This is a genomic window from Microvirga aerilata, assembly GCF_016743775.1.
Classification (GTDB): Bacteria; Pseudomonadota; Alphaproteobacteria; order Rhizobiales; family Beijerinckiaceae; genus Microvirga; species Microvirga aerilata.
The window spans coordinates 1-26,467 of record NZ_JAEQMY010000027.1 but is presented as its reverse complement, the minus strand read 5'-3'; the positions used below and the strand labels follow the sequence as shown (position 1 = coordinate 26,467).

24 protein-coding genes are annotated in these 26,467 nt (G+C 66.9%); 20 read left to right on the top strand and 4 right to left on the bottom strand.

Going from position 1 to position 26,467, the window contains the following annotated elements:
- Nucleotide 1: 1 nt before the first annotated feature.
- The 5 genes from cobN to cobJ are packed head-to-tail and all read left to right on the top strand — an operon-like array spanning nt 2 to nt 6,845.
- Nucleotides 2–3,388 carry a cobaltochelatase subunit CobN gene (gene cobN, locus JKG68_RS17475; RefSeq protein ID WP_202062109.1) on the top strand — a complete coding sequence of 1,129 codons (3,387 nt, stop codon included), beginning with the start codon at nt 2–4 and terminating at the stop codon, nt 3,386–3,388.
- Complete coding sequence (cobG, locus tag JKG68_RS17470; RefSeq protein WP_202062107.1) at nt 3,385–4,692, top strand: precorrin-3B synthase; 1,308 nt, start codon at nt 3,385–3,387, stop codon at nt 4,690–4,692. The genes cobN and cobG overlap by 4 nt, the downstream gene beginning before the upstream one ends.
- Nucleotides 4,689–5,321 (top strand): precorrin-8X methylmutase, encoded by a 633-nt coding sequence (locus tag JKG68_RS17465; RefSeq protein ID WP_202062105.1) that lies wholly within the window; start codon nt 4,689–4,691, stop codon nt 5,319–5,321. The genes cobG and JKG68_RS17465 overlap by 4 nt, the downstream gene beginning before the upstream one ends.
- A 7-nt stretch (nt 5,322–5,328) precedes the next feature.
- Entirely contained in the window at nt 5,329–6,069 is a 741-nt protein-coding gene (locus JKG68_RS17460) for a precorrin-2 C(20)-methyltransferase (RefSeq protein WP_246515538.1), read from the top strand.
- Between the two features lie 11 nt (nt 6,070–6,080).
- The gene (gene cobJ / locus JKG68_RS17455) at nt 6,081–6,845 is read left to right on the top strand and encodes a precorrin-3B C(17)-methyltransferase (protein ID WP_202062162.1); all 765 of its coding nucleotides are present in this window, start codon (nt 6,081–6,083) and stop codon (nt 6,843–6,845) included.
- Here cobJ and JKG68_RS17450 read toward each other — a convergent pair.
- Complete coding sequence (locus JKG68_RS17450) at nt 6,827–7,579, bottom strand: cobalt-precorrin-6A reductase (RefSeq protein WP_202062101.1); 753 nt, start codon at nt 7,577–7,579, stop codon at nt 6,827–6,829. The two genes, cobJ and JKG68_RS17450, sit on opposite strands and share 19 nt — an antisense overlap.
- Between JKG68_RS17450 and cbiE the strand changes: the two genes are divergently transcribed.
- Genes cbiE through cobM form a run of 3 tightly spaced genes read left to right on the top strand, consistent with a single transcriptional unit; the run spans nt 7,578 to nt 9,984 of the window.
- Nucleotides 7,578–8,831: a precorrin-6y C5,15-methyltransferase (decarboxylating) subunit CbiE gene (gene cbiE, locus JKG68_RS17445; RefSeq protein ID WP_202062099.1), complete on the top strand. Its 1,254-nt coding sequence runs from the start codon at nt 7,578–7,580 to the stop codon at nt 8,829–8,831. The two genes, JKG68_RS17450 and cbiE, sit on opposite strands and share 2 nt — an antisense overlap.
- The gene (locus JKG68_RS17440; protein WP_202062097.1) at nt 8,810–9,214 is read left to right on the top strand and encodes a cobalamin biosynthesis protein; all 405 of its coding nucleotides are present in this window, start codon (nt 8,810–8,812) and stop codon (nt 9,212–9,214) included. The genes cbiE and JKG68_RS17440 overlap by 22 nt, the downstream gene beginning before the upstream one ends.
- Nucleotides 9,211–9,984, top strand: coding sequence for a precorrin-4 C(11)-methyltransferase (cobM, locus tag JKG68_RS17435; RefSeq protein WP_202062095.1), 774 nt, complete (start codon nt 9,211–9,213; stop codon nt 9,982–9,984). Before JKG68_RS17440 ends, cobM begins: the two co-directional genes overlap by 4 nt.
- 11 nt (nt 9,985–9,995) lie before the next feature.
- Here the strand turns inward: cobM and JKG68_RS17430 are convergent, their stop codons facing one another.
- On the bottom strand, nt 9,996–11,099 hold the full coding sequence (locus tag JKG68_RS17430; protein WP_202062092.1) for a cobalt-precorrin-5B (C(1))-methyltransferase: 1,104 nt from the start codon (nt 11,097–11,099) through the stop codon (nt 9,996–9,998).
- Nucleotides 11,100–11,170: 71 nt separating this feature from the next.
- Here JKG68_RS17430 and cobA point away from each other — a divergent pair, with 71 nt between their 5' ends.
- Both cobA and JKG68_RS17420 read left to right on the top strand, forming a co-directional pair.
- A complete protein-coding gene (cobA, locus tag JKG68_RS17425) occupies nt 11,171–11,965 on the top strand; it encodes a uroporphyrinogen-III C-methyltransferase (protein WP_202062090.1) in 795 nt (264 codons plus the stop codon).
- The gene (locus tag JKG68_RS17420) at nt 11,962–13,284 is read left to right on the top strand and encodes a cobyrinic acid a,c-diamide synthase CobB (protein ID WP_202062088.1); all 1,323 of its coding nucleotides are present in this window, start codon (nt 11,962–11,964) and stop codon (nt 13,282–13,284) included. The genes cobA and JKG68_RS17420 overlap by 4 nt, the downstream gene beginning before the upstream one ends.
- A gap of 13 nt (nt 13,285–13,297) precedes the next feature.
- On the opposite strand, the gene JKG68_RS17415 is transcribed toward JKG68_RS17420, so the two are convergent.
- A complete protein-coding gene (locus JKG68_RS17415) occupies nt 13,298–13,675 on the bottom strand; it encodes a response regulator (RefSeq protein WP_202062085.1) in 378 nt (125 codons plus the stop codon).
- A gap of 232 nt (nt 13,676–13,907) precedes the next feature.
- On the opposite strand from JKG68_RS17415, the gene JKG68_RS17410 reads away from it, so the two are divergent.
- The 10 genes from JKG68_RS17410 (at nt 13,908) to JKG68_RS17365 (ending at nt 24,938) form a co-directional block, all read left to right on the top strand.
- On the top strand, nt 13,908–15,431 hold the full coding sequence (locus JKG68_RS17410; RefSeq protein WP_202062082.1) for a sensor histidine kinase: 1,524 nt from the start codon (nt 13,908–13,910) through the stop codon (nt 15,429–15,431).
- Between the two features lie 102 nt (nt 15,432–15,533).
- On the top strand, nt 15,534–15,695 hold the full coding sequence (locus JKG68_RS17405; RefSeq protein ID WP_202062080.1) for a hypothetical protein: 162 nt from the start codon (nt 15,534–15,536) through the stop codon (nt 15,693–15,695).
- A gap of 292 nt (nt 15,696–15,987) precedes the next feature.
- A complete protein-coding gene (locus JKG68_RS17400; RefSeq protein ID WP_202062078.1) occupies nt 15,988–16,191 on the top strand; it encodes a hypothetical protein in 204 nt (67 codons plus the stop codon).
- Nucleotides 16,192–16,436: 245 nt separating this feature from the next.
- Entirely contained in the window at nt 16,437–18,419 is a 1,983-nt protein-coding gene (locus tag JKG68_RS17395) for an AMP-dependent synthetase/ligase (RefSeq protein ID WP_202062076.1), read from the top strand.
- On the top strand, nt 18,416–19,216 hold the full coding sequence (locus tag JKG68_RS17390) for an ABC transporter ATP-binding protein (protein WP_202062074.1): 801 nt from the start codon (nt 18,416–18,418) through the stop codon (nt 19,214–19,216). Before JKG68_RS17395 ends, JKG68_RS17390 begins: the two co-directional genes overlap by 4 nt.
- Before the next feature lie 9 nt (nt 19,217–19,225).
- Entirely contained in the window at nt 19,226–20,182 is a 957-nt protein-coding gene (locus JKG68_RS17385; RefSeq protein ID WP_202062072.1) for a branched-chain amino acid ABC transporter permease, read from the top strand.
- Between the two features lie 15 nt (nt 20,183–20,197).
- Complete coding sequence (locus JKG68_RS17380; protein ID WP_202062070.1) at nt 20,198–21,283, top strand: branched-chain amino acid ABC transporter permease; 1,086 nt, start codon at nt 20,198–20,200, stop codon at nt 21,281–21,283.
- Between the two features lie 73 nt (nt 21,284–21,356).
- Nucleotides 21,357–22,679 (top strand): ABC transporter substrate-binding protein, encoded by a 1,323-nt coding sequence (locus JKG68_RS17375; RefSeq protein WP_202062068.1) that lies wholly within the window; start codon nt 21,357–21,359, stop codon nt 22,677–22,679.
- 151 nt (nt 22,680–22,830) lie between these two features.
- Nucleotides 22,831–23,679 carry an ABC transporter ATP-binding protein gene (locus JKG68_RS17370; RefSeq protein ID WP_202062065.1) on the top strand — a complete coding sequence of 283 codons (849 nt, stop codon included), beginning with the start codon at nt 22,831–22,833 and terminating at the stop codon, nt 23,677–23,679.
- Between the two features lie 26 nt (nt 23,680–23,705).
- Entirely contained in the window at nt 23,706–24,938 is a 1,233-nt protein-coding gene (locus JKG68_RS17365; protein WP_202062059.1) for a phenylacetate--CoA ligase family protein, read from the top strand.
- A gap of 475 nt (nt 24,939–25,413) precedes the next feature.
- Here JKG68_RS17365 and JKG68_RS17360 read toward each other — a convergent pair whose 3' ends face one another.
- Nucleotides 25,414–26,205 (bottom strand): outer membrane protein, encoded by a 792-nt coding sequence (locus JKG68_RS17360; RefSeq protein ID WP_202062053.1) that lies wholly within the window; start codon nt 26,203–26,205, stop codon nt 25,414–25,416.
- Between the last annotated feature and the right edge of the window lie 262 nt (nt 26,206–26,467).

The following is a 26,467-nucleotide window of genomic DNA, read 5'->3' as shown; positions in this document are numbered from 1 at the left end:
CATGCATCTCCTTCCGGTCACAGCGATATCCCTCGACGACGGCGGGGAGGCCGTAGACCTCCAGCAGCCGCCGGGGGACATCGTCGTCCTCTCCTTCGCGGACAGTGACCTCGGCGCGCTGGCGGCTGCCCATCGGCTGAGAGGGGGCGGACCCTCGCTCCGTCTCGCCTCCCTGCGCCGCCTGCGCCATCCTCTCTCGGTCGATCTCTACATCGACAAGACCGCCGCAAAGGCGCGCTTCATCGTGGTCCGCTGCCTCGGCGGCCTCGATTACTGGCGCTACGGGTTGGAGCGCCTTGCCGAGACCTGTCGATCCCAGGGCATCAAGCTTGCGGTGCTGCCCGGCGACGACCGCCCCGATCCGAGGCTTTCGGCCTACGCCACCGTTCCACAAACCGTCTGCGGCGCGCTCGAGGCCTATTTCCAGGCCGGCGGCATCGACAACATGGGGCGGCTTCTCGCGTGCATCGGCGCGGAGATCGGGGAGACGGGCGCGTCCGTCGAGCCCCCGCGCGCAGTTCCACGCGCCTTCGCGTTAATGCCGCAAGGATTTGCCTGCTCCGAGGTCGAGAGCCACAGCACCTCCCCCTCCCCCTCTTCCTTGTGGGGAGGAGGGTTCGGCGGCATCGCCGAGCCGGAAGCCGTCCTCGCCGGTTCTTCCACCGAACGGCCCCTCGCCTATCTTCTCGTCTATCGCTCCGCCGTTCTGGCCGGCGACACGCAGGCCGTCGAGGCCCTGTGGGCGTCCCTTCGCGAGCGCGGCATCGATCCGCTCATCCTCGCCGTGTCGAGCCTGAAGGACCCGGAGGCGGTGGCGGTCGTGCGGCGTACGATCCAGGCTCGGCGGCCGGACGTGATCGTCACCACGACGGCGTTCTCGGCGCGCGACGATGCGGATTTCGTCCTCGACGAAGCCGGCTGCCCGATCCTGCAGGCCATCCCGGTCGGCAGCGCCAGGGACGCCTGGGAGGCCTCCCCGCGCGGGCTCTCGGCGGCGGATCTTGCCATGCAGGTGGCGCTGCCCGAATTCGACGGCCGCATCGCCGCAGGTCCCATATCGTTCAAAGCCGAGGAGCCCGCCGAGCCGGCGCTCGCCTTCTCAAGCAGGGTGCAGGCGCCCGACCCCGTCAACATCGACGCCGTTGCCGACATGGCCGCCGCCTGGGTGCGCCTTGCCCGCACGCCGCGATCCGAGCGGCGGCTGGCGCTGGTTCTTTCCGACTATCCCGCACGCGGCGGCCGTGCCGGTTTCGCCGTCGGTCTCGATACGCCCGCCAGCGCCTGTGCGATTCTCGATCTTCTGCTCGACTCGGGCTACGGATCCGGGCGGGATTTCTCCGCCGACGAGCTCATGCCTCGCCTGACCGAAGGCGATCCCTCGTTCGAGGTGCCCGTGTCCGCATACCGCGCGTGGCTCGACACGCTCCCGGCGGAACAGCGCAACGCCATCGACAGGCGCTGGGGCGGCTTCGAGAACGATCCCTGCCTGCAGGGCGGCGCATTCCGCTTCCGTGCTGCGCGCGCCGGGAACGTTCTCGTGGCGCTTCAGCCCGACCGGGGCCACGGGCTCGACCGCAAGGGCTTCTATCACGATCCCGAGTGCCCCCCGAGCCACGGCTATCTCGCCTTCTATCTCGGCCTGCGTGCCCTCGAGGGCGTCCACGCCCTCCTGCATCTGGGCACCCACGGCACCACGGAGTGGCTGCCCGGCAAGGCGGTGGCGCTGTCATCCACCTGCTGGCCGCGCCTTGCCATCGGCTCGCTGCCGGTGGTCTATCCGTTTATCGTCGACGACCCTGGGGAGGCCGCTCCCGCCAAGCGCCGCATCGGCGCCGTGACTGTCGGCCATCTCACGCCGCAGACGGCCGAGGCCGGGCTGCACGGCGAGGCAGCGGCCTTGCGCGGGCTGGTGGAGGAGTTCTCCTCCGCCCAGGTGCTTCATCCAGGCCGGGCCGACCTCGTTGCCCGGGAGATCCTGGAGCGTGCGCGGGCGAACGGGCTGGCCGCTGCCTGCGGGGTCGATGACGGCATGGCGATGGACGAGGCCCTGACCCGCCTCGACGCGCATCTGTGCGATCTCGGCGAGGTGACGATCCGTGACGGGCTTCACATCTTCGGCCAGGCTCCCGAAGGGCTCGAGGCCTGCTCCACCGGGGAACGGGAGGGTTTGCTGAAAGCCCTCGACGGCGGCTTCGTCGTTCCCGGCCCTGCGGGCTCGCCCTCGCGTGGACAAACGGAAGTTCTGCCCACCGGCCGCAACCTCGCGACCCTCGATCCAAGAGCCATTCCCACCCGCGCGGCCACCGAACTCGGCCGGCGCGCCGCCGCCGAAGTGGTGCGCCGCCATCTGCAGGAGGAAGGCGACTGGCCACGCCGGATCGTGATGGACCTGTGGGCCTCGCCTACCCTTCGCTCCGGCGGCGAGGACATCGCCCATGCGCTCGCGCTCATGGGCGTGCGCCCCACCTGGGACCATGCCTCCACCCGCGTGACCGGGTTCGAGATCGTGCCGCACCCGCTCCTCGACCGGCCCCGCGCCGACGTGACCCTGCGCGTCTCGGGCGCCTTCCGCGACACGTTCCCGGACCAGATCGCCCTTCTCGACCAAGCCGCCCGGGCAGTCGCGGCCTTGGACGAGGAGGACGAATGGAACGAGCTCGCCGCCGCGCGCAGGCGCGGAGAGACCTTGTCCCGCGTCTTCGGGGCGGCGCCCGGCGTCTACGGAGCAGGCGTATCGGCTCAGGCGCTGGACGGCGAGTGGACCACGAAAGCCGATCTCGGCAGCACCTATCTCGACGGCACCTCCCACGTCTTCCTGTCCGGCGGCGAAGCACGCCCGGACAACAGCTTTCCGCAACGCGTCGAACAGGCCGAGGCCTTCGTTCACGTAAGCGATGTGGCCGAACGGGACATCCTGGAGGGAGATTCGGCGGCCGATGCCTTTGGCGGCTTTGCGGCGGCCGCCAAGGTGCTAGGCTCCGCCCCTGCCCTCTACAGCCTCGACACCAGCCGTCCGCAGGCGCCGAAGGCGCGCACCCTCGCGGAGGATGTGGACCGCCTTGTGCGCGGACGGCTGACGAACCCGCGCTGGATCGCCGGTCAGTTGCAGCACGGCTGGCGCGGCGCGGCGGAAATCGCCCAAGGCATCGACGCGCTCTTCGCCTTCGCGGCCACCACGGATGCCGTTTCCTCAACGTCTTTCGATCTCGTGTTCACGGCTCTTCTGGCCGATGAGCCCACGTGGGAGCGGATCGCGGCTGCCAATCCTGCCGCTGCCCGGGCCATCCGCGAGCGGCTCGCCGATGCACGCAGGCGGGGCCTGTGGGCGAGCCGCCTCAATTCCGTTGCAGCCCTCTTCGACGATGGCCGGCAGGAGGCTGCCGAATGAGCGCTCAGGACATCATCGCGAGGCGCCGGGGCTGGTGCCCGGGCGTTCGCCGCCCGATGGAGACCGGCGACGGCCTGCTCGTGCGCATCCATCCGCCCGGCGGCCGGATCGCGGCAGGCCAGGCGCGCCTGATCGCACAGGCCGCCCGCGAGCACGGCAACGGCCTCCTCGACATCACGGCCCGGGGCAACCTGCAGATCCGGGGCGTGAGCGATGGCACCTATCCGGCTTTGCTGATGCGCCTTACCGAGGAAGGGTTGGTCGAGGCGGAAGGCGAAGGCCCCAGCCGCCTCACGGTGGTCTCGCCGATCGCCGGCATCGATCCCCGCGAACGCTTCGATGCTCTTGCCCTGGCGCAAGCCATCGACAGCAAGGCAGGAGCCGTTGAAGGCCTGCCTCCGAAGTTCTTCGTGGCGGTAGACGGAGGCGGCTCCATGCCCCTCCATGAAGTCGGCGCAGATCTGCACATGGCCGCAACGGGTGAAGATGCGTCCGCAGCCGTTGCGCTTGCTCTCGCCGCCCCCGGCGGACTGGCCTGGATCGGCGCCACGTCCGTCCGCGATGCACCGCAAGCCTCCTGCTCCATCATCTCGTGCTTTGCGGCCATGAGACGCGCGGGACGAACCGAGGCGCGGCGGCTCCGCGATCTTGAAACAGATCTGGCTCAGGAGCTGGCTGGGCTGGCCGCTCTCGCGCCCGTCGCGTCGCCCCCGGTACGCCCTGCAGCTTCACGAGCGGGCGTGATCGGTCTCGGGGCCGAAGTTGCCGCCCTTCTGGCGCTTCCCTTCGGCCGCTGCAGCGCTGAGCAACTCGATCGAGCAGCCGGGTGGAGCGAGCGCTTCGGCACGGGCGAGATCCGCCTCTCCTTCACCCGTGGCATCCTGCTGCCGGGGCTCTCATCCGAAGGCATCGCATGCGTGCTCGACGAGGCGGCCCGTTGCGGCTTCATTGCGGACGCGAACGACCCGCGCCTGTCGGTCATCGCCTGCCCCGGCAGGCCCGCCTGCGCGGGTGCCCTGACCCCGGCTCCCGACGATGCGCTGCAATTCGCAGGCGCGGCTGCGGGCCTTACGGCCTCGGGCGCGACCCTTCACGTCTCGGGCTGCCCGAAAGGCTGCGCCCATCCGGGCCGAGCGGACCTTACGCTGGTGGGCCGAAGCGACGGCTCCTATGACGTGGTTCTCGGCGGCTTCGCCCGCGATGCTGCCTCCCTTTACCTCTCCGTCGAAGAGATCATGACCCGATTGATGCCCGTGAAAACCTTGAACGACCTGCGCAGCGCCTTTCGGAGGACGGCCCGATGAGCGGGCGTCTCGAGTACATCCGCGAAGGCGCCGAGATCTATCGCCGGTCGTTCTCGATCATCCGCGCCGAGGCGGATCTCACGCACTTTTCCGGCACGGCCGAGCGCGTGGTCGTGCGCATGATCCACGCCTGCGGCATGACGGATCTGCCGAAGGACGTCGATCTTTCAGGCAGTTTCGCCGAAGCCGCGGAAGCCGCGCTCAAGTGGGGCGCACCGATCCTGTGCGACGCCAAGATGGTGGCGAACGGCATTACCCGCGCAAGGCTTCCGGCAGCCAACGAGGTGGTCTGCACCCTCGACGATCCGCGCGTTCCCGCCCTTGCGGCGGAGATCGGCAACACGCGCTCTGCGGCCGCCATGGAGCTGTGGCGCGAGCGTCTGGACGGTGCGCTGGTGGTGGTTGGCAATGCGCCGACCGCCCTCTTCCGCCTTCTGGAAATGCTCGATGCGGGCGCACCGAAACCTGCGGCCGTGATCGGCATACCGGTGGGCTTCATCGGGGCTGCGGAGTCCAAGGAGGCGCTTGCTCGCGATGGGCGCGTGCCGTACCTCGTCGTCCACGGCCGGCGCGGCGGCAGCGCCATGGCGGCAGCGGCGGTCAATGCCCTGGCCAACCCGGTCGAATGAGACAGGCATGATGCAGGACTCCATCCGCTTCTTCGGCTTAGGGCTCGGGCCCGGCGACCCGGACTACATGACCGTGCGCGCCCGCAAGGTGCTGGAGACGGCCGACCGGCTCGTCCATTTCTGCAAGCGCGGACGGCGCGGCAATGCCCGTACCATCGCGGATGCGGTCGTGGGCGCGAGCCCCGAGCGGGAAATCGCCCTCGTCTATCCGGTGACCACCGAGATCCCCGCCGACCACCCGGATTATGCCGCCGCCCTCAACCCGTTCTACGAGGAAGCCGCCGCGCGGCTCCAGGCGGAAGTGGAGGCCGGGCACGTCGTCGCCGTTCTGTGCGAAGGCGATCCGTTCTTCTACGGCTCCTTCATGCATCTGTGGTGGCGTTTGAAGGACCGCGTTCCGACGGAAGTGGTGCCGGCCGTCACGGCCATGTCGGGCGCCTGGACCCATGCGGGCGCGCCGATCACCTGGGGCGACGACGTGCTCACCGTCGTGCCCGGAACGCTGCCCGAGGCGGAACTCACGCGCCGTCTCTCCGGCACCGACGCCGCCGTGGTGATGAAGCTCGGGCGCAACCTGCCGAAGGTTCGCGCGGCGCTTGGCAAGGCCGGGCTTCTGGAGCGCGCGATCTTTGTGGAACGCGCGACGATGGCGCAGGAGCGGATCGTTCCTCTTCCCGATCTGCCCGAGGATATCGACGCCCCCTATTTCTCCCTCATCATCGTGCCCGGCCACGGGAGGCGCGTATGAGGGCGGCGGGTATGACGGGCGTTCTCACGGTCGTCGGCCTTGGCCCCGGAGACGCGCGCTGGCTGACGCCTGCCGCCTCCGAGGCGCTCGCCTCGGCAACGGATCTCGTGGGCTACGGCCCCTATGTGGATCGCGTGCCCGGCACGCCCGGTCAGGGCCGGCATTCCTCTGACAACCGCGTCGAGGTCGACCGGGCCCGTTTCGCGCTCGATCTCGCCGCCAGGGGCGCCCGCGTCGCCGTGGTTTCCGGCGGGGATCCCGGCGTGTTCGCCATGGCGGCGGCCGTGTTCGAGGCCGTCGAGAATGGCGATCCTGCCTGGCGCAACCTGGATATCCGCGTGGAGCCCGGCATCACCGCCATGCTCGCGGCGGCAGCGCGCGTCGGCGCTCCTCTCGGGGGCGATTTCTGCGTCATGTCGCTCTCCGACAACCTGAAGCCCTGGGAAGTGGTGGAGGCGCGGCTGCGGGCAGCGGTCGCCGCCGATTTCGTGGTGGCGCTCTACAACCCGATCTCGTCGGCGCGTCCGTGGCAGCTGGGCGCGGCGTTCAAGATCGTCAGCGAGATACGCGCTCCCGACACCCCGGTCATCCTCGCGCGCGCCGTGGGACGGCCCGACGAGCGGATCAGGACGGAGCCTCTCTCGCAGGTGGAGGCCGCCTCCGCCGACATGTCCACCATCGTCATCATCGGCGCCAGCACCACGCGGCTGATCGGACGCGCCGAGGGCGAGGCGCCCTACGTGTATACGCCGCGCTTCTACGGGGTGCGCCCGTGAACGCGCTCCAGCCATTCGAAGGCGGCCTCGGCGGTTGCAACCTCCTCGACATCGCGGGGCTTCTCTGGCCGCACCACGACGATGACCGGCAGGCCGAGAGCCCTTGCGGCCGCGATCTTCGGATAGGTCGCGGCACCGCCCGAATTCTTGGTCACCACCACGTCCACGCGCTCGTGCTCCATGAGCCTGCGCTCCGCCGTCTCGTCGAACGGTGCGCGGTCCTGGATCGCAATGACGCTCGGCCCCGGAAGGGCATCGCCGATGGGTTCGATGGTGCGGACGAGATAGGTATGCTGCGGCGCCTCAGCGAAGGGCGGGAGTTCGAGACGGCCGACCGTGAGGAACACCCGGCGGGGCGTGTCTCCCAGGGCGCGAACGGCTGCTTCCATGGACGGCACCTCGCTCCAGCAATCGCCCTCCTGCGGCGTCCAAGGCGGGCGGCGCAGGGCGAGCAGCGGAACGCCGGCTGTCGCGCAGGCTTCAGCCGCGTTGCGGGACATCACGGCGGCAAACGGATGGGTCGCGTCGACCACGGCCTCGATCCGCTCATCCTCCAGAAAGCGGGCGAGACCCTTCACGCCGCCGAAGCCGCCGATGCGGACCGGGATCGGCAGGGGACGCGGGCTGCTGGTGCGGCCCGCCATGGACAGAAGAGGTGTGAAATCAGGGTTGCCGGCAAGCCTGGACGCGAGTGCGGAGGCTTCGGTCGTGCCGCCCAGAACGAGGATGCGCATGAGCACCTTTTCCCCCAAATCTGAGACGGTGTCGAGGGAGGCTCCCGCCCGCCCCTGGCTGACCGTCATCGGCATCGGCGAGGATGGGCGGGCGGGCTTGTCGCCCGCGGCTACTGCCGCGTTGGAGCGCGCGGAACTGGTCGTGGGCGGGGCCCGGCATCTGGCCCTCGCCGGGCCGCTCGACGCGCGGACGCTCCCGTGGCCGAGCCCCATCGCGGACGGCTACCGGTTCATTCTCGCCCGCCGGGGCGAACCCACCTGCGTGCTCGCGACGGGCGATCCCTTCCACTACGGCGTCGGGGCCGAACTCGCCCGCCTCGTTCCGGCCGAGGAAATGGTGTGCTTCCCGCAGGCTTCCGCCTTCAGCCTCGCGGCGGCTCGCCTAGGCTGGTCCCTGCCCGAGTGCGACTGCGTCAGCCTGCACGGACGGACGCTCGAGCGGATCATCCCGCACCTTCAACCCGGCGGACGCGTTCTGGCCCTGTCATGGGACGGCTCGACGCCGGGCAAGCTCGCCGATCTGCTTGAGGCCCGTGGCCTGGGCGCCTCGGCCCTCACCGTCCTGGAATCCATGGGCGGCCCGCGCGAGCGCATAAGGCACACGGTTGCGGCCGAGTTCAGCCTGCACGAGATCGACCCGCTCAACACCGTCGCCATCAGGGTGGCCGGTGCAAAAGATGCCCGCGTGGTTTCTCTTGCGCCGGGTCTTCCCGATACCTGGTTCGAGAACGACGGCCAGCTCACGAAGGCGGAGATCCGCGCCTTGACCCTGGCCGCGCTCGCGCCACGGGCCGGCGAGCTCCTGTGGGACATCGGGGCAGGCGCGGGCTCGGTCGGGATCGAGTGGTGCCTGCGCCATCCGCGCAATCGCTGCATCGGAATCGAGGAACGCTCCGAGCGGGCCGAGCGGGCGCGCCGCAACGCGCTCGAACTCGGCGCAACCGCACTCGACATCCGGCTCGGGCAGGCGCCGGACGCACTCGCCGGCTTGCCCGCACCGGACGCGGTGTTCATCGGCGGAGGCGCGTCGGAGGCCGGCGTGTTCGAGGCCGCCTGGGGGGCGCTCAAGCCGGGCGGACGCCTCGTGGTCAACGCGGTGACCCTCGAAACCGAGACGCTGCTGGGCACGCTGTACGCTCGCCATGGCGGCACGATGCGGCGCTTGGCGCTCTCGCGTCTGGAGCGGGTCGGCGGCATGCACGGCTGGCGGGCGGCGATGCCCGTCACGCAATGGGTGGTGACGAAGCCATGATCGTGGCAGGCTTGGGATTCAGGCGCAGCGCTGCTGCCGACGAGATCGTGGCGCTCGTGGAGCAGGCGCTGACGCGTGCTTCGCTTGCGCGCGCCGGGCTGAGCAGTCTTGCAACCATCGAGCCCCTCGCCGCCCTGCCCGCTTTCACGGAAGCGGCCCGGCAGCTCGATGTCACCGTCACACGGGTTGAGGAGCCTGCCCTCGCCGCGGCCGCTCCAGGCGTCCGCACCCGATCGGCACGCTCCCTCGCCGCCCATGGGGTCGGATCCGTCGCGGAAGCCGCAGCCCTCGCAGCGGCTGGACCCGGGAGCAGACTCATTCTGGAGCGCATCGCCTCGCCCTCGGCAACCTGCGCTCTCGCGGGACTGGAGAACAGCCCATGACGGTTCACTTCATCGGCGCCGGTCCCGGCGCCGCCGACCTGATCACCGTTCGCGGACGCTCGCTGGTGGAACGCTGCCCGGTCTGCCTTTATGCCGGCTCCATCGTGCCGCCGGAAATCCTCGCCTGGTGCCCGCCCGACGCACGCCTCGTCGACACCGCTCCCTTGGATCTCGATGCGATCACGGCCGAGTTCGTGCGGGCGCATGAGCTGGGGCAGGACGTGGCGCGCCTGCATTCCGGGGATCTCTCGATCTGGAGCGCGCTCGGCGAGCAGATCCGGCGCCTCGATGCTCTGGGCATCCCCTACACGATCACCCCGGGCGTTCCCGCCTTTGCCGCTGCGGCGGCAGCCCTCGGGCGCGAGTTGACGGTGCCGGAGGTTGGGCAATCCGTGGTGCTCACCCGCACCTCGGGCCGGGCCTCGGCCATGCCGGACACGGAGCGGCTTGCCGCCTTCGCCCAAACGAAGGCGACGCTTGCCATTCACCTGTCGATCCATGTGATCGAGCAGGTTGTCGAGGAGCTTCTGCCCTCTTACGGCGGCGACTGCCCTGCCGCCGTGGTCTGGCGCGCATCCTGGCCGGACGAGCGGGTGCTGAAGGGAACGCTTGCCACGATTGCCGCCATGGTTCGCGCCGAGAAGCTGGAACGCACCGCGTTGATCCTGGTCGGCCGCACGCTTGAGGCCAAGGACTTTCGCGACAGCGCGCTCTACTCGACCGACTATGATCGGCGCTTTCGTCCGAGCGCCCGCGAAGGAAGCCGATGATGCACGTGGCTTCAGGCAACCGGATGAAACGGCACGCGTCCCACGAGAGCACCGTTGCGGTCGAACACCACGATCTCCAGGGCAGTCTCGGCGCCGCGCAGCGCCTTGGCGGCCGTGCGCCAGGCATGCTGGGCCACCATGTCCCCGAGGGGGAGCCCCAGACGGCTTGCGGTTTCCAGCACTTCGAGCGCCGTGTTGGCCTGAACGGCAGAGTCGACAATGGAAGGCTCCGCTCCAACCTCGGCAAGGCGTTCGGACAGCCAGGCGAGGTCGACGGCGCCCGAGCGCGAATGCAGGTCGAGCAGGCCCTGGCCGAGCTTGGTCATCTTGGCGATGCCGCCCGCGATGGTGACCTTCGGCACCGGGTTGCGGCGCAGGTATTTCAGCATGCCGCCGGCAAAGTCCCCCATGTCGATGAGGGCATGGTCCGGCAGGTTGTGCAGGGCCTGCACGGCCTTCTCCGACGTGGAGCCCGTGGCTCCCGCCACATGAACGAGGCCGCCGGCCCGCGCCACGTCGATGCCCCGGTAGATGCTGTGGATCCAGGCCGAGCACGAATAGGGCACCACGACACCCGTGGTGCCGAGGATCGACAGCCCGCCCACAATGCCGAGCCTCGGATTGAGGGTCTTGAGCGCGATGGCCTCGCCGCCCGGAATGGAGATTTCGACGTCGATGTCCAGAGGGCCGCCCACGCTGCGGGCCGCCTCCTCCAGGTTGTCCCGGATCATCTGGCGCGGCACCGGATTGATGGCGGGCTCCCCGGGCGGCAGGGGCAGGCCCGCACGGGTGACGGTGCCGACGCCCTTGCCGGCCCGGAACGTCACCCCCGCTCCCGGCGTTCCGGCGCGAACGCTTGCAACCACCATCGCCCCATGGGTCACGTCCGGATCGTCGCCCGCATCCTTGACGACGGCGGCCCGCGCGCCGCCCTCGCAGATCTCGTTGACGGCAAGGGAGAAGGCGGGTCGCGCTCCTCCGGGAAGCGCGATCTCGACGGGATCGGGAAAATCGCCGGTGCGCCATCCCAGATACGCCGCCTTGGCAGCCGCCGTAGCGCAGGCGCCCGTGGTCCAGCCGCGGCGCAGGGTTCCGGCGGGTTTACTGTCGTCCATGCAGCCTCATACATCGTCCCTATGATTTCATATAGCTATCTCTTGGCCGCCGGTCATGGGCGGAGGCTCGCATGACGTCGCTGTCACGCCTCACGCCCCCCTTCGCACCGGGCACGGTCTGGCTCGTCGGAGCCGGGCCCGGGGATCCCGGCCTGCTCACCATCCATGCCCTCAATGCCCTCGCGATAGCGGACGTCATCGTCTATGACGCCCTCGTCGAGCCGAATGTGCTGTCCTATGCGCGCGAGGGTGCCGCGCTCGAATTTGCCGGCAAGCGCGGCGGAAAGCCTTCGGCGGTTCAGCGCGACATCTGCGAGAGGCTCATTCTGCTCGCCCGCGAGGGCAAGCGGGTGCTGCGGCTCAAGGGCGGCGACCCGTTCATCTTCGGGCGCGGCGGCGAGGAAGCCCTGGCGCTGGCCGAGGCCGGCATCCCGTTTCGCATCATCCCGGGCGTGTCGAGCGGGCTCGCCTCGCTGGCGATCCATGGCGTTCCCGCAACCATGCGCAAGACCAACCACGCGGTGATCCTCGCCACCGGCCATCCGGCGCCCGACTCCGAGATCGAATGGGCGTCGCTTGCCCGCACGGGCGCGCCGATCGTGCTCTACATGGCCGTGTCGAGTCTTCCCGGCATCGTGAGCGCGCTGCTGGCCGGCGGCCTTGCGGGCAACACGCCCGCGCTCGCCGTGCATGGGGCAACCACCGCGAAGGAGAGCGTGGTGGAGGCAACCCTCGAAACCCTGCCGAAGCTTGCCGAGGAAGGGCTCATCCGCTCCCCTGCCATCGTGGCGATCGGGGCGATTGCGGCCTTTCGCTCAACCATCGCCAACCATCTCCTGGAGTTTGGAAGCGAGGCCGCCCAGTGACCCCGAGCCCCGGCCTTCTCGTCGCGGCACCACGCTCGGGATCGGGCAAGACGACCATCGTGCTCGGTCTCCAGAGAGCATTGGCGCGCCGCGGGCTCCGTGTGCGGGGCATAAAGTGCGGGCCTGACTATATCGACCCGGCCTTTCATGCCGCAGCGACCGGTGCGCCGAGCTTCAACCTCGACAGCTTTGCGATGAGCAGGCCCCTTCTGGGCGCAATCGCGTCCGAGGCGGCAGGCGGCGCGGACCTTGTCATTGCGGAAGGGTCCATGGGCCTCTTCGACGGCATCCGCCAGGACGTCGGTCGCACGGGCGCCAGCGCCGACATCGCCGCCCTGTTCGGCTGGCCGGTGATCCTCGTCCTCGACGTGTCGGGGCATGCTCAATCGGCCGCCGCCGTCGCGCTCGGCTGCGCCCGCTTCGACCCGAGGATCGAAGTGGCCGGCGTCGTGCTGAACAAGGTCGCGAGCGAACGCCACCGCAGGCTGGTGGAGGACGGCATGGCCCGCATCGGCCTGCCGGTGCTCGGAGCGCTCATGCGCAACACCGCGCTCGCCCTGCCCGAGCGCCATCTCGGCCTCGTGCAGGCGGGGGAGACCGAGGAACTCGACGCGCGGCTGGAGCGGCTCGCCGATGCGGTCGAAGGCGCGGTCGACATCGACCGGCTCGTGGCCCTCGCCGGTCCGACGCGGCTCGAGGCGGCAGGCCCAGCAATCCCCCTGCCGCCGCCGGGACAGCGCATTGCCCTGGCGTCAGACCGGGCCTTCTCGTTCGTTTACCCGCATGTGCTTGCAGGCTGGCGGGCGGCGGGCGCCGAGATCACGGCATTCTCCCCCCTGGCGGACGAGCCGCCTCCGGCGCATTGCGACGCCTGCTGGCTGCCGGGAGGCTATCCCGAGCTCCATGCCGGCAGGATCGCCGCCGCCCAGCGCTTTCTCGAAGGGGTGCGCGGCTTTGCGGAGACCCGCCCGGTCCATGGGGAGTGCGGAGGCTACATGGTGCTGGGTGACACCCTCGAGGATGCAGAGGGCCACGGGCATCGGATGGCGGGCCTCCTGCCGGTCGAGACGAGCTACGCCAAGCGCAAGATGCACCTCGGCTACCGGGTGGCCCATCTGCTCCACGCCGGAGTGCTCGGGGCGGCGGGCCGGCGCATCGTCGGGCACGAATTCCACTATGCCTCGGTCACCCGAAGCGACACGGCCCGTGAGGCAGCTTTCGCGGCCATCACGGACGCGGAAGGAAACGATCTCGGAACGGCCGGCCACCGCAGGGGGCACGTGACGGGAAGCTTCTTCCACGCCATCGCTCAAGGGTAGCGGCAGAAAGCCGTTATGCCGTGCCCACCGTGCGGCGCGCCCGCTGGATCTCTCCGACGATCCGACCCGGCTGCACGGGCTTCTGGAGCACGACCACATCCGGGTGGCGCTCGCCCACCCCAGACGGCAGGCCGCTGCTTCCCGTATAGACCACGACGCCCACATTGCGGGCGCGCAGGCTCTCCAGCACGGGCGTGATGTCCCCGTCGCCCAAGTTGACGTCGAGCACCGCCGCGTCGATGGACTGGTCGGTCCGGACCGTCTGCTTGGCCTCGCGCAGCGATCCGACGGGACCGACCACTTCGCCTTCCGCCCGCTCGATCAGGTCGCTGATGTCCGTTGCGATTGCAGGATCGTCCTCGACGACGAGGACACGCAAGCCATTCAACATCGTGGGCTCCACCGGTTGCAGGTCAAGGCTATCAGACCAAGTCAATTCGCCATGCCGGTGGCTGTTCCAGCGGTCGAGCCCAAGGCAGCCATGCATCGGGGCAGGTTGCGTCCGTGGGAACAGAGGGCCAAGGGCATTCGTTTGGATTGGCCGGTCTGTCCCTTTCCCATTGCGACAAGTTTTGCCCGTGAGCACCAGCACATCGCCTTCCAGAGGAGCCGCAATCCTCACCGTGCCCCAGAAATCCGAAGAGCTGGCCTATAGGCTGCGCCAGCAGGAAATCCTGGCGGGTTTCGGCCTCTTCGCCCTTCAGGCCATGGACCTCGACGTCCTCTTGCAGGAGGCAAGCCGCATCAGCGCCAACGGGCTTGGGAGCGAGCTGTCCAAGGTGCTGGAATTTCGGCCGGAGCAGGACAAGCTCTTCGTGCGCGCCGGCATCGGCTGGAGGCCGGGGGTCGTCGGACAGGCTCTTGTGGGAGCCGACCTCGGCTCCGCTGCGGGCTATGCCTTCCGAACGGGCGAATCGGTCCTTTCAAGTCATCTCGGGGCGGCAGCGGCCGAGGGCGAGGACCGGTTTCGCGCTTCTCAGATCATGGTCGAGCACGGTGTGCGCCGGGCCATCAACGTGCCGATACGGGGCCGGGAGTGGCCCTTCGGCGTTCTGGAGGTCGACAGCCCGCAGGAGAGCAAGTTCACCCAAGCCGATGTGGCCTTCATGGAAGGCGCCGCCAACATCCTGGGCGTGGCCATCGAGCGCATCAGGATCGAGGCGGCCGTGCAGGAGAGCGAGGCGAGCTTCCGCACCCTGGCCAACTCCATTCCGCAGCTCGCCTGGATGGCGGACGCGTCCGGCTCGATCTACTGGTATAACCAGCGCCTGTTCGACTACACCGGCGCCACCTTCGAGGAGATCAAAGGCTGGGGCTGGCGCTCGCTGCATCATCCCGATCACGTTGAGCGCGTGGTCGAGCGCATCCGGCGCTCGTTCGAGTCGGGCGAGCCCTGGGAGGACACTTTCCCGATCCTGGGCAAGGACGGTTCCTATCGCTGGTTCCTCTCCCGAGCCCTGCCCATCCGCGACGCTGACGGCAAGATCCTGCGCTGGTTCGGCACCAACACGGACATCACCGAGCAGCGCGAGGCGGAGGAGCGGCAACACCTGATTACCCAGGAGGTGAGCCATCGGGTGAAGAACAGCTTGGCGCTGGTTGCAAGCCTCCTGGGACTGCAATCCCGCTCGACCGCCAGTGCGGAGGCGAAGCAGGCCCTGGAGGACGCCTATGCGCGCGTCCAGACCATCGCGCAGATCCATGACCGGCTCTGGCGGCAATATGACGCCCAGAGCGTCGACTTGTGCAGCTTCCTGAACGACCTTTGCCGCAAGCTTCAGGAGACCGCCCTCGAGCATCGCCTGGATTTCCATGGCCAGTCGGTCATGGTCTCTACGGATCGGGCCATCTCTCTTGGGCTCTTGCTGAACGAGATCGTAACGAACGCCTTCAAATATGCCTATCCGGAAGGCGGCGGCGGAACGGTCCTGGTTCGGCTTTCCGACGGCAGCGGGCAGCTCCGGCTCGAGATCGCCGACAAGGGCATCGGGCTTCCCGCGGGCTTCGATCTTTCCAAGCAGCGTCAAAGCCTGGGCTCACGCCTGATCGTGAACACGGCGCGCCAGCTTCAGGCTCAGGTGGAAGCCGGCGCCAACCAGCCCACGGGCGCTCGCTTCGTGGTGACGATGCCGATCAAACCGGTCTGACCTGAAGCGCCACGGTGAATATCGGCCCTGCATCGGCGGCATGACTGGCAGTGAACCTCGCTGCCGCCTGCGAGTTGAACCCCACCAAGAGAGGAGACAAGCATGCGACTTCGAATGATCCTGCCCCTGGCAGCTCTGCTCGCCCTGACCGCCTGCGGAGACGATGGACCGGACCAGACCGGAAGCACGGACAACAACAATCCGCCCGCCAACAACACCGCCCCCGCCACGCCGGGCCGTCCTGCAGGCCCGCCGGCGCAGTAAGGCGGCGCCTGTTTTCTCCCCAGACATGGCCCTGGGCCGAATGCGCCAGCAGTCGCCCAGGGCCATGCGCCTGCCCAGCTTAGATAGGTTGATGCATCGGCAGCCCGTTTAGCTTTTTTTATCCGCCAGGTTCCTGTTCGTGGACGAACATGTGACCAGGAATGGCGCCATTGCCATCGTTTTGCCTCAGGCCTCATTCTTGATCCGGACGACCACGGACAGATGCAGGATACGTGATCCCAAGACCGAGCATGGTCGGGCTCACCGTATTCCAGGGGTTCTGGAGGCGCTGATGCAAAGCAAATTCCACATCGGGCAGCTTGTCCGGATCACTCGCCCTTCCTCAGGCTATGCGGATCACCGCACCTATTGCATCGTCTGCCTCGTCCCGCAGGCGAACGGCTTTCCCGTCTACCGCGTCAAGAACACGGTTGGGGCGGAGCGCTTGGTGCGGGCCGACGAGATCGAGCCTGCAGCGCTGACGGCCGTGCCTTAAGACCGCCCGGAGAATCGTTCGAGAAGAGTTCCGTTGCCCCCGCTGAAGCGGCCGGCGGCGTATTAGCCCATGGTAGTGGGGGCGAGCGCCTTGCCGTTGCAGGACGGGCACGACAGAATACCTCCCGACGAAGTTCTTGAAAGAGAGCCGGCGCAGACCGGCAGGTTGCATGGGCCAACCATGCGCCAGAGGAAACGAAGCCATGCCGCGCCTTTCGAAGCGCGGTCTCAGGGAGGTTGACGTCGTTGACGACGGCTGCGGACGCGCGCGCGGATACATTCCCCAAACTGTTGGCGCGCAATGCGCGCATACGCCCGAACCGCACCGCGTTTCGGCACAAGGATCTTGGGATCTGGCAGTCCTGGACCTGGGGCGAGGTGCATGAGATCGTCCGGGCCTATGCCAGCGGCCTCCAGTCCCTGGGCTTGAAGCGCGGCGGCAAGATCGCCGTCATCGGGTACAACCGCCCCTATCTCTACTGGAGCATCGCCGCCGCCCAATGGCTCGGCGCGATCCCGATCCCGGTCTATGCGGACTCGGTCGCCGAGGAGATGGCCTATGTGCTGGCCCATGCGGAGGTCACCCATGCGGCCGTGCAGGATCAGGAGCAGGTGGACAAGCTTCTCTCCGTTTCCGACCAGCTGCCGCTGCTGCAGCAGGTGCTCTACGACGAGCAGAAGGGCCTGAGGGACTACGACCACACCCGCCTCCACTCCATCCAATCCGTCGTGGAGGAAGGCCGGGCGCGCTTGGCGAGGCCGCAGGAGGCCGAGGAGGCGGAGCGGGCGCTCCAGGACGGAAAAGGCTCGGACCTCGCCATCATCCTCTACACGTCCGGCACCACGGGGCGGCCCAAGGGCGTGATGCTCACCTCGGACGCGGTGATCGCCGCCGCCGAGATCGGCTGCGACTTCGACAAGCTCGACGAGACCGACGAGATCATCGCCTACCTGCCCATCGCCTGGGTCGGCGACCATATCTTCTCCTATGCGCAGGCCATCCTGTCAGGCTTGTGCGTCAACTGCCCCGAGAACCCGGAGACCATCGCGGAGGACCGCCGCGAGGTCGGCGCCACCTACGTCTTTGCTCCGCCGCGGGTCTTCGAAAGCATGCTGACCCTCACCATGGTGCGCATCGAGGATGCGAGCGCCCTGAAACGCCGCATGTTCCATTACTTCATCGGCCACGCCAACAAGGTCGGCGAGAAGATCCTCAACCGGGAGCCGGGCGTCGGCGCGTGGGATCGCTTCCTCTGGAAGGTCGGCAACGTGCTCGTCTATGCTCCCTTGCGCAACCGCTTCGGCATGACGCGGGTGAAGGTGGGCTACACGGCGGGCGAGGCTATCGGGCCTGAGATATTCCGCTTCTACCGCTCCATCGGCGTGAACCTGAAGCAGCTCTACGGCCAGACGGAAGCGTCCGTGTACATCACCATGCAGCCCAACGGCGAGATCCGCGCCGACACGGTGGGCCGCCCTGCCCCGCAGGTCGAGATCCGCATCGCCGACAACGGCGAGGTGCTCTACCGCTCGCCGGGCGTCTTCGTGGGCTACTACAAGGACGACGAGAAGACGGCGGAGACGAAGACGCCGGACGGCTTCGTGCATTCGGGCGACGCCGGCTTCTTCGACCAGAACGGCCACCTCAAGATCATCGACCGGGCCAAGGACGTGGGCAAGATGCGGGACGGCTCGCTTTTCCCGCCGAAATACCTGGAGAACAAGCTCAAGTTCTACCCCAACATCAAGGAAGCCGTCTGCTTCGGCGACGGGCGCGACCACGTGGCTGCCTTCATCAACATCGACCTTGTGGCGGTGAGCAACTGGGCGGAGCGCAACGGCGTGACCTACGCCTCCTACCAGGAGCTTGCCGGCCACCCGCGCATCTACGAGATGATCGAGAAGCATGTGGACGAGGTGAACCGCTCACTCGCCTCCGAGCCCCGCATGGGCGGCGCGCAGATCAAGCGTTTCCTCATCCTGCACAAGGAGCTCGATGCCGACGACGGCGAGCTGACGCGCACCCAGAAGGTGCGCCGCGGCTTCATCGCGGAGCGCTACGCCCCGCTCATCCAGGCCCTCTACGACGGCTCGACCGAGGCCGACATCTCCACCGAGGTCACCTTCGAGGACGGCCGCAAGGGCGTGATTTCCGCGCGCGTCAAGATCAAGGACATGAAGCCTTATCCGGTTGAGCATGCCACATCCCTCCCGGAGGCCGCAGAATGAGAGCGCCCGATCATCCAGTCATGACCAAGGGCGACGTGCTGCTTGCGGTCGAGAACGTGTCGCTCGGCTTCGGCGGCGTGAAGGCGCTGACCGACGTGTCCTTCGATATCCGCAAGAGCGAGATCCGCGCGATCATCGGCCCGAACGGGGCCGGCAAGACCTCGATGCTCAACTGCATCAACGGCTTCTACTATCCGACGGACGGGCGCATCACGTTCAAGGGCGTGAGGCGCCCGAAGATGCGCCCCTACGAGGCCGCGCGCGGCGGCATCGCCCGCACGTTCCAGAACGTCGCTCTCTTCAAGAGCATGTCGACGCTGGACAACATCATGGCCGGACGCTCGATCAAGATGCGGTCGAACTTCTTCTGGCAGCTCTTCCGCCATGGCCCGGCCATCAAGGAGGAGATCGAGCATCGCCGTTTCGTGGAGGAGATCATCGACTTCCTCGAGATCCAGCACATCCGCAAGACCCCCGTGGGGCGGCTGCCCTATGGGCTGCAGAAGCGGGTCGAGCTCGGGCGCGCGCTCGCCATGGAGCCGGAGCTTCTTCTCCTCGACGAGCCCATGGCCGGCATGAACCTCGAAGAGAAGGAAGACATGTCCCGCTTCATCATCGAGGTGAACCAGCAATACGGCACCACCATCGCGCTCATCGAGCACGATATGGGCGTGGTGATGGACCTTTCCGACCGGGTGGTGGTGCTGGAATACGGCCGCAAGATCGCGGACGGCACCCCCGACGAGGTGAAGCGCGACCAGCGCGTCATCGATGCCTATCTCGGCGTGGCGCATTGAGGGCGGGCGATGGACATTCTCTATAAGGTCTTCATCGAACCGTTCGTCTTCATGGGCGAAGCGCCGGACCTGTTGATCCAGACGCTCTGGGAAGGCCTGGTCTCGGGCGTGCTCTATGCGCTCATCGCTTTAGGGTTCGTCCTGATCTTCAAGGCCTCCGGCGTGTTCAACTTTGCGCAGGGCATCATGGTCGTGTTCTCGGCCTTGACCCTGGTGGGCCTCTACGAGAAGGGCGTACCCGCATTCCTGGCGCTCATCCTCGCGGTGCTCGTCATGCTGGTTCTGGCCATCGTGGTGGAGCGGGTTGTCTTGCGCCCCCTGGTCAACCAGCCCGACATCATCCTGTTCATGGCGACCTTCGGGCTCACCTATTTCCTCATCGGTTTCGGCGAGCTCATTTTCGGCGGCAACCCGAAGGAGATGATCACGGACGCGCTCTTCCTGCCGCAGGGCACGACGGAACTGGACATGCTGGGCGGCATGGTGCGCTTCCAGCATCTCGACATCGCCGCCGCCGTCATCGCCTCGATCATGATCGCCCTGCTCGCCGTGTTCTTCTCGAAGACCCGCGTCGGGCGGGCCCTGCGCGCGGTGGCGGACAGCCACAAGGCGGCGCTGTCGGTGGGCATTTCGCTCAACCAGATCTGGGTGATCGTGTGGTTTGCCGCCGGTATCGTGGCACTGGTCGCCGGCATCATGTGGGGCGCGCGCTCGGGCGTGTCGTTCTCGCTCCAGGTTATCGCCCTCAAGGCGCTGCCGGTTCTCATCCTCGGCGGCTTCACGTCCATTCCGGGCGCCATCATCGGCGGGCTCATCATCGGGATCGGCGAAAAGCTCGGCGAGTTCTATTGGGGGCCGCTCGTCGGCGGTGGCGTCGAGACCTGGCTTGCCTACGTGATCGCCCTCCTCTTCCTGCTCTACAGGCCGCAGGGGCTGTTCGGCGAGAAGATCATCGAACGGATCTAAGGGAGAATCCTTCAAGTGCTCTACCGCGAGGCCGGCCAGTTCAAGACCAACTACGTCGCGGACAGCGCGATCTTCCCCTTGCGCGAGGACCGCATCGGCATCGGCCTCATCATCCTGGCCGCCTATGCCCTCGCGTTCCTGGGCAACAGCTTCCTGCTCCAGGCGGTGATGATCCCGTTCCTGGTGTTCTCGCTCGCCTCCATCGGGCTGAACATCCTCACCGGCTATACGGGCCTTCTCTCGCTCGGAACGGGCGCCTTCATGGGCGTGGGAGCCTATGCCTGCTACAAGCTGATGACGGCTTTTCCCGGCGTGAACGTGATCGTGTGGATCTTCGTGTCGGGCTTCTTCTCCGCCGGCATCGGCGCTCTCTTCGGGCTGCCGTCCTTGCGCATCAAGGGCTTCTACCTGGCGGTGGCGACGCTTGCCGCCCAGTTCTTCCTGCAGTGGTGCTTCATCCGCATTCCGTGGCTCGTGAACTACAACGTCTCGGGCGCGCTCGACGCCCCCTTGCGCACCCTGTTCGGCGTTCCGATCATGGGCCCGAACGCCACGCCGCAGGTGCGCTACCTGGTGGTGCTCACCATCGTGATCCTGCTCACATGGCTTGCCTCGAACCTCGTCCACGGCCGCATCGGGCGCATGTGGATCGCGATCCGCGACATGGATTTGGCGGCCGAACTCATGGGCATCCGCCCGCTCCAGACGAAGCTCCTGGCGTTTGCCGTCTCGTCTTATTACTGCGGCGTCGCCGGCGCCCTGCTCGTCTTCCTCTGGTATGGCGGCGCGGAATACGACGTGTTCAACATCAACCAGTCCTTCTTCATCCTCTTCATGGTGATCATCGGCGGGTTGGGCAGCCTCATCGGCTCGTTCTTCGGCGCCGCGCTTATCTTCATCCTGCCGATCGTCCTCGGGATCGTGCTGCCTGCGGTCATGTCGCCCTTCGGCATCACGGTGGGCTCCGACGTCATCGAGCATCTGCGCTTCATGATCGTGGGCGCGCTCATCATCTTCTTCCTGATCGTCGAACCGCACGGACTCGCGCGGCTTTGGCAGATCGGCAAACAGAAGCTCCTGGCCTGGCCGTTCCCCTACTGACGGCCGGACCATGGAGACGGGAACTGAACAAGATTTCGGCCTTAGGCCGAATATAATGGGAGGAAACGCAAAAATGTCGTTCCACAAACTAAGCCTGAAGCTCGTCGCCGCGACCCTGCTCGCCGGCACTGCCCTGCCGGCCTTCGCGCAGGACTCGGTCTATGTTCCCCTCTTCACCTACCGCACCGGTCCCTTCGCCGGATCCGGCACGCCCATCGCCGACGGCATGCACGATTATCTGCGCATGCTGAACGAGCGCGACGGCGGCATCGGCGGCGTGAAGCTCGTTCTCGAGGAGTGCGAGACCGGCTACGACACCAAGAAGGGGGTCGAGTGCTACGAATCCGTGAAGGGCAAGAACCCGGTCGTGGTCAACCCATGGTCCACCGGCATCACCCTGCCGCTCATCCCGCGCGCTTCCGTGGACAAGATCCCGATCCTGTCCATGGCCTACGGCCTCTCGGCCTCGGCCAGAGGCGACATCTTCCCCTGGGTGTTCAACCCGCCGGCCACCTACTGGGACGGCCTGTCCATGATCGTCAAATATATCGGCGAGAAGGAAGGCGGCCTCGACAAGCTGAAGGGCAAGAAGATCGGCTTCCTGCATCTCGACGCCAGCTTCGGCAAGGAGCCGCTCCCGCTGCTCCAGGAACTGGCGAAGCAGTATGGTTTCGAGGTGGCGCTCTATCCGGTTGCCGCCCAGGACATGCAGAACCAGTCGTCGCAGTGGCTCAGCGCCCGCCGCGACCGGCCGGACTACATGATCATGTGGGGCTGGGGCTCCATGAACGGCGCGGCGATCAAGGAAGCCGTGCGCTCAGGCTATCCGATGGACAAGTTCTACTCCGTCTGGTGGCCGGGCGAGGATGACGCCAGGAGCGGCGGCGCAGGCGCCAAGGGCTTCAAGATGCTGAACTGGCACGCGGTGGGCGCGAACTTCCCGGCGATCCAGGACATCCAGAAGCACGTGGTCGACAAGGGCCTCTCGAAGGCTCCCAAGGACAAGGTGGGCGAGCTTCTCTACAACCGCGGCGTCTACAACTCGCTGCTGATCGCGGAGGGCATCGCCACGGCCCAGAAGCTCACGGGCAAGAAGGCCGTGACCGGCGAGGACGTGCGGCGCGGCATGGAGAACATCAAGCTCGATCCGGCCCGCTTGAAGGAGCTCGGGCTTGAGGGCTTCACCGACCAGCTCGTTCTGTCCTGCGCGGACCATAACGGCCACCGCGCCGCGTTCATGCAGGAATGGGACGGCACGAAATGGGTGAAGATCTCCAACCCCATCGAGCCGATGACCGAACAGGTTCGCGGCCAGCTCGAAGCCGCCGCCAAGGACTATTCCGAGAAGAACGCCGGATGGCCCAAGCGCACGGAAGCCTGCGACAAGGCGAGCTAAGGACTTACCCCTCTCCCCTTCGCGGGAGAGGGTGGCGAATGGAATGAGCCGGGAGAGGGGCGTCTGATGACGAGCACAGCCCCTCTCCCACCCTGCTTCGCAGGGCACCCTCTCCCGCCAAGGGGAGAGGGAAAGATGGAGAGAGCCGCCGATGACGAGCGCCGTTCAAACGCACCCTCAGGATCATCCGCAACCCGCGGAGATCGTCCTGAACGTCAACAACATCGAAGTCGTCTACGACCACGTGATCCTCGTGCTGAAAGGCGTCTCGCTCAATGTGCCCAAGGGCGGCATCGTGGCTGTGCTCGGCGCGAACGGCGCCGGCAAGACGACGACGCTGAAAGCCATTTCCAACCTGCTGCGGGCAGAGCGCGGCGAGGTGACCAAGGGCACCATCGAGTTCAAGGGCGAGCGGGTCGACCGCCTGTCGCCCAACGAACTGGTGCGGCGCGGCTGCATCCAGGTTCTCGAAGGCCGGCATTGCTTCGGCCATCTCACCATCGAGGAGAATCTCCTGACCGGCGCCTTCACGCGCCGTGACGGCAATGCCGCCATCCGCCGCGACCTCGAGGCCATCTACGACTACTTCCCGCGCCTCAAGCAGCGGCGCACTTCCATGGCGGGCTACACCTCCGGCGGCGAGCAGCAGATGTGCGCCATCGGCCGGGCCATGATGTCGAATCCGTCCATGATCCTGCTGGACGAGCCCTCCATGGGCCTTGCACCGCAGATCGTGGAAGAGATCTTCGAGATCGTCCACAAGCTCAACGACACGCAGGGCGTGTCCTTCCTGCTCGCCGAGCAGAACACCAACATGGCCCTGAAATACGCCACCTACGGCTACATTCTCGAGACCGGCCGCGTGGTCATGGACGGTCCCGCGCAGATGCTGCGCGAGAACGAGGATGTGAAGGAATTCTACCTCGGCGTTTCCGAAGGAGACCGGAAGTCGTTTCGCGCCGTGAAGAGCTACAAGCGCCGCAAGCGCTGGCTGGCGTAAGATCTCATGAACATGGAAACCAGCCGGTGACCCATCACCTCGACGCTTTGGAAACCCGCGATCCCGCCGAGCGGGAAGCCTCGCTCTTTGCGCGCCTGCCGGAAATCCTGAAGCGGGCTGCCGCAGCGCCGGCTTATGCGGAGCGCCTTCGCGGGATCGATCCCGACACCGTCACGAGCCGCGAGGCCCTTGCCCGCCTGCCCATCCTGCGGAAGGCCGAGCTGCCCGGCCTGCAGAGGACCGCCCTGCCCTTTGGCGGTTTCGTGCACGATGCGCCAGGCTCGTTCGGCCGCCTCTTCACTTCCCCGGGCCCAATCTTCGAGCCGGAAGGGGCCCAGGCGGATCCGTGGCGCTCGGCGCGGGGGCTCTTCGCTGCCGGCTTCCGCCGGGGCGACGTGGTTCTCAACACCTTCAGCTATCACCTGACGCCGGGCGGCTTCATCATGGACTCCGGAGCGCGGGCGCTGGGCTGCGCGGTCATTCCCGCCGGCCCCGGCAACGCCGAGCAGCAGTTCGAGCTGATCGAGGCCTATCGCCCCGTCTCCTATTGCGGAACGCCGGATTTTCTCAAGATCCTCCTCGACGGGGCTGAGGCGGGCGGACGCGACATGTCCTCCATCAAGAGAGCGCTCGTCTCAGGCGCGGCCTTCCCGAAATCCCTGCAGGAGGAGTTCTCGGCAAAGGGCATCGAGGCCCATCAGGCTTATGCCACGGCGGATCTCGGCTTCATCGCCTATGAGACCTCCGCCCGCGAAGGGCTTGTCGTGAACGAGGACATCATCGTCGAGATCGTCCGCCCCGGAACCGGCGACCCTGTGCCGGAGGGCGACGTGGGCGAGATCGTCGTGACCACCCTCGATCCGCACCGTCCTTTTCTCCGTCTTGCCCTGGGGGATCTGACGGCCGCGATGCCGGGGCTCAGCGGCTGCGGGCGCACCAACATGCGCATCAGGGGCTGGCTGGGCCGAGCCGATCAGGCAACCAAGGTCAAGGGCATGTTCGTCCGCCCCGAACAGGTGGCGGAAGTGGCCCGGCGCCATCCGGAGCTCGGCCGCCTGCGCCTCGTGGTCACCCGGGAGGGAGAGACGGACATCATGACGCTCATGGCCGAAACGGCAGCGCCGAGTGCAGAACTTGCCGCAGCCGTGGGCGCGACGCTCCAGAACATCGCCAAGCTGAAAGGTCAGGTGAACCTCACCGGCCCCGGGAGCCTTCCCAACGACGGCAAGGCGATCGCGGACGAGCGAAAATACGATTGAGGCAGCATGCGCCTGCTGCCGGACGGGCATTCATGAAAATTCGGAAGTTCTTGGAATCCAACGGGTTGAACACCGGACTCAGCCTTCATAAGCTCAAGCTTGACGATGATTCGCAGCCCTGAAACCGGAAGGCACAAAAAGAAAGAGCACCCATAAGGGTGCTCTAAGGTGTCCGGCCGTAGGGGCAAAAAAGACCGGAGATGCATACCAACGCCGGCGCTGAGAGTTGGTTCCAAAAAAGTTTGAAAAAATTTCATGGCCTAGCTGGCGCCTCATTGAGGTCACGTTTTCGAGGTCTAGGCATAAACTTCCCGTGGGGGCAACTACGGGCCGGGGCCGCGACCATAGATCCATTTAAGGACGGTCGCGGCCATTTATTCTTACCCATACGGCGCAGGTCGCTTGGGTAAACGGCAAACTGCAAAAAGGCCTGGGGCTCGGCCCCAGGCCTTTCTCGTTTCTGGTACGCGGAACCCTAATAGGTGCCGAACTTGAAATTCAGCTTGGCGCGGGCGACGAAGAAGTCCTGATCGTCATCATCGGCAGGCAACGAGACCGCAACAGGTGCGCCTCCCCCGGCCGGGGTGAACGTTCCGATGGTTCTGTCGCCGTTGTCGTCATCCTCGAAGCTGAGCCACAGGCCCTCCACCCCGAAGGTCACCGCCGAGGAGCCGAACAGGGTCACGGGCAGAGCCCATTCCACGCCGCCGCCCACGACCCAGCCGGTATTCTCGTCCGTATAGGCGAAACCGCCGGTGCCGTAGATCAGGAAGCGATCGAGCGCGATACCCACCCGGGCCCGCACAGTACCGAACCAATCGGTGTCGTTGTTCTCGAACGTGCCCGGGACGAAGACGCCGCTGGACCCTGGACCGGGGGTGAAGAGAACCTCTTCGTCATCGCCCGTGTCGGCCCATTGGATATCCGTCTCGAGACCGACCACGAAGGAGCCGATCTGGTAGTTGTAGCCGATCTGGGCGCCGCCGGTGAAGCCGCCATCCTCGTTGTCCGGGAAGACCAGCGTGCCGGCAAGGCCCGGCGTGCCGGGGCCGGGGGTCAGTACGACGGATTCCTCATCGTCGCTGCGCCAGCCCCAGCCGGCATTCACGCCGCCGTAAAAGCCGGTCCATGTGAAAACGGGAGCCGCCGCCACGAACGGCGCCGGAGGGGGAGCTTCGCGGGCCGGGAGGTCCGCAGCAGAGACAGCGGATGCAGCAAGCGTAAGGCCCGCAACCCCTGTGAGGAGGCTTAGAACGCACTTTCTCATGACCGTAACCCCGTGTGTGAGGATTCACGCGGGAAACTTACGCCCCTTCCTTTAGAGAATCATATTGCAAATGAGCAACACCTACCCATTACAGCAGGATTTCAGAAGAGGGAAAGAAGTACTCATTTGGGATAGAAGAATATTGTCAAAGCAAATGGAAAATAGTCGACCAGAAATGACCCTTAACTAAGGCGTGTGGACATTCATTTCAGGGCCATGAAGCTGGCAGCGAGATAGATCATGGCCTCAAAGCTCTGATCAG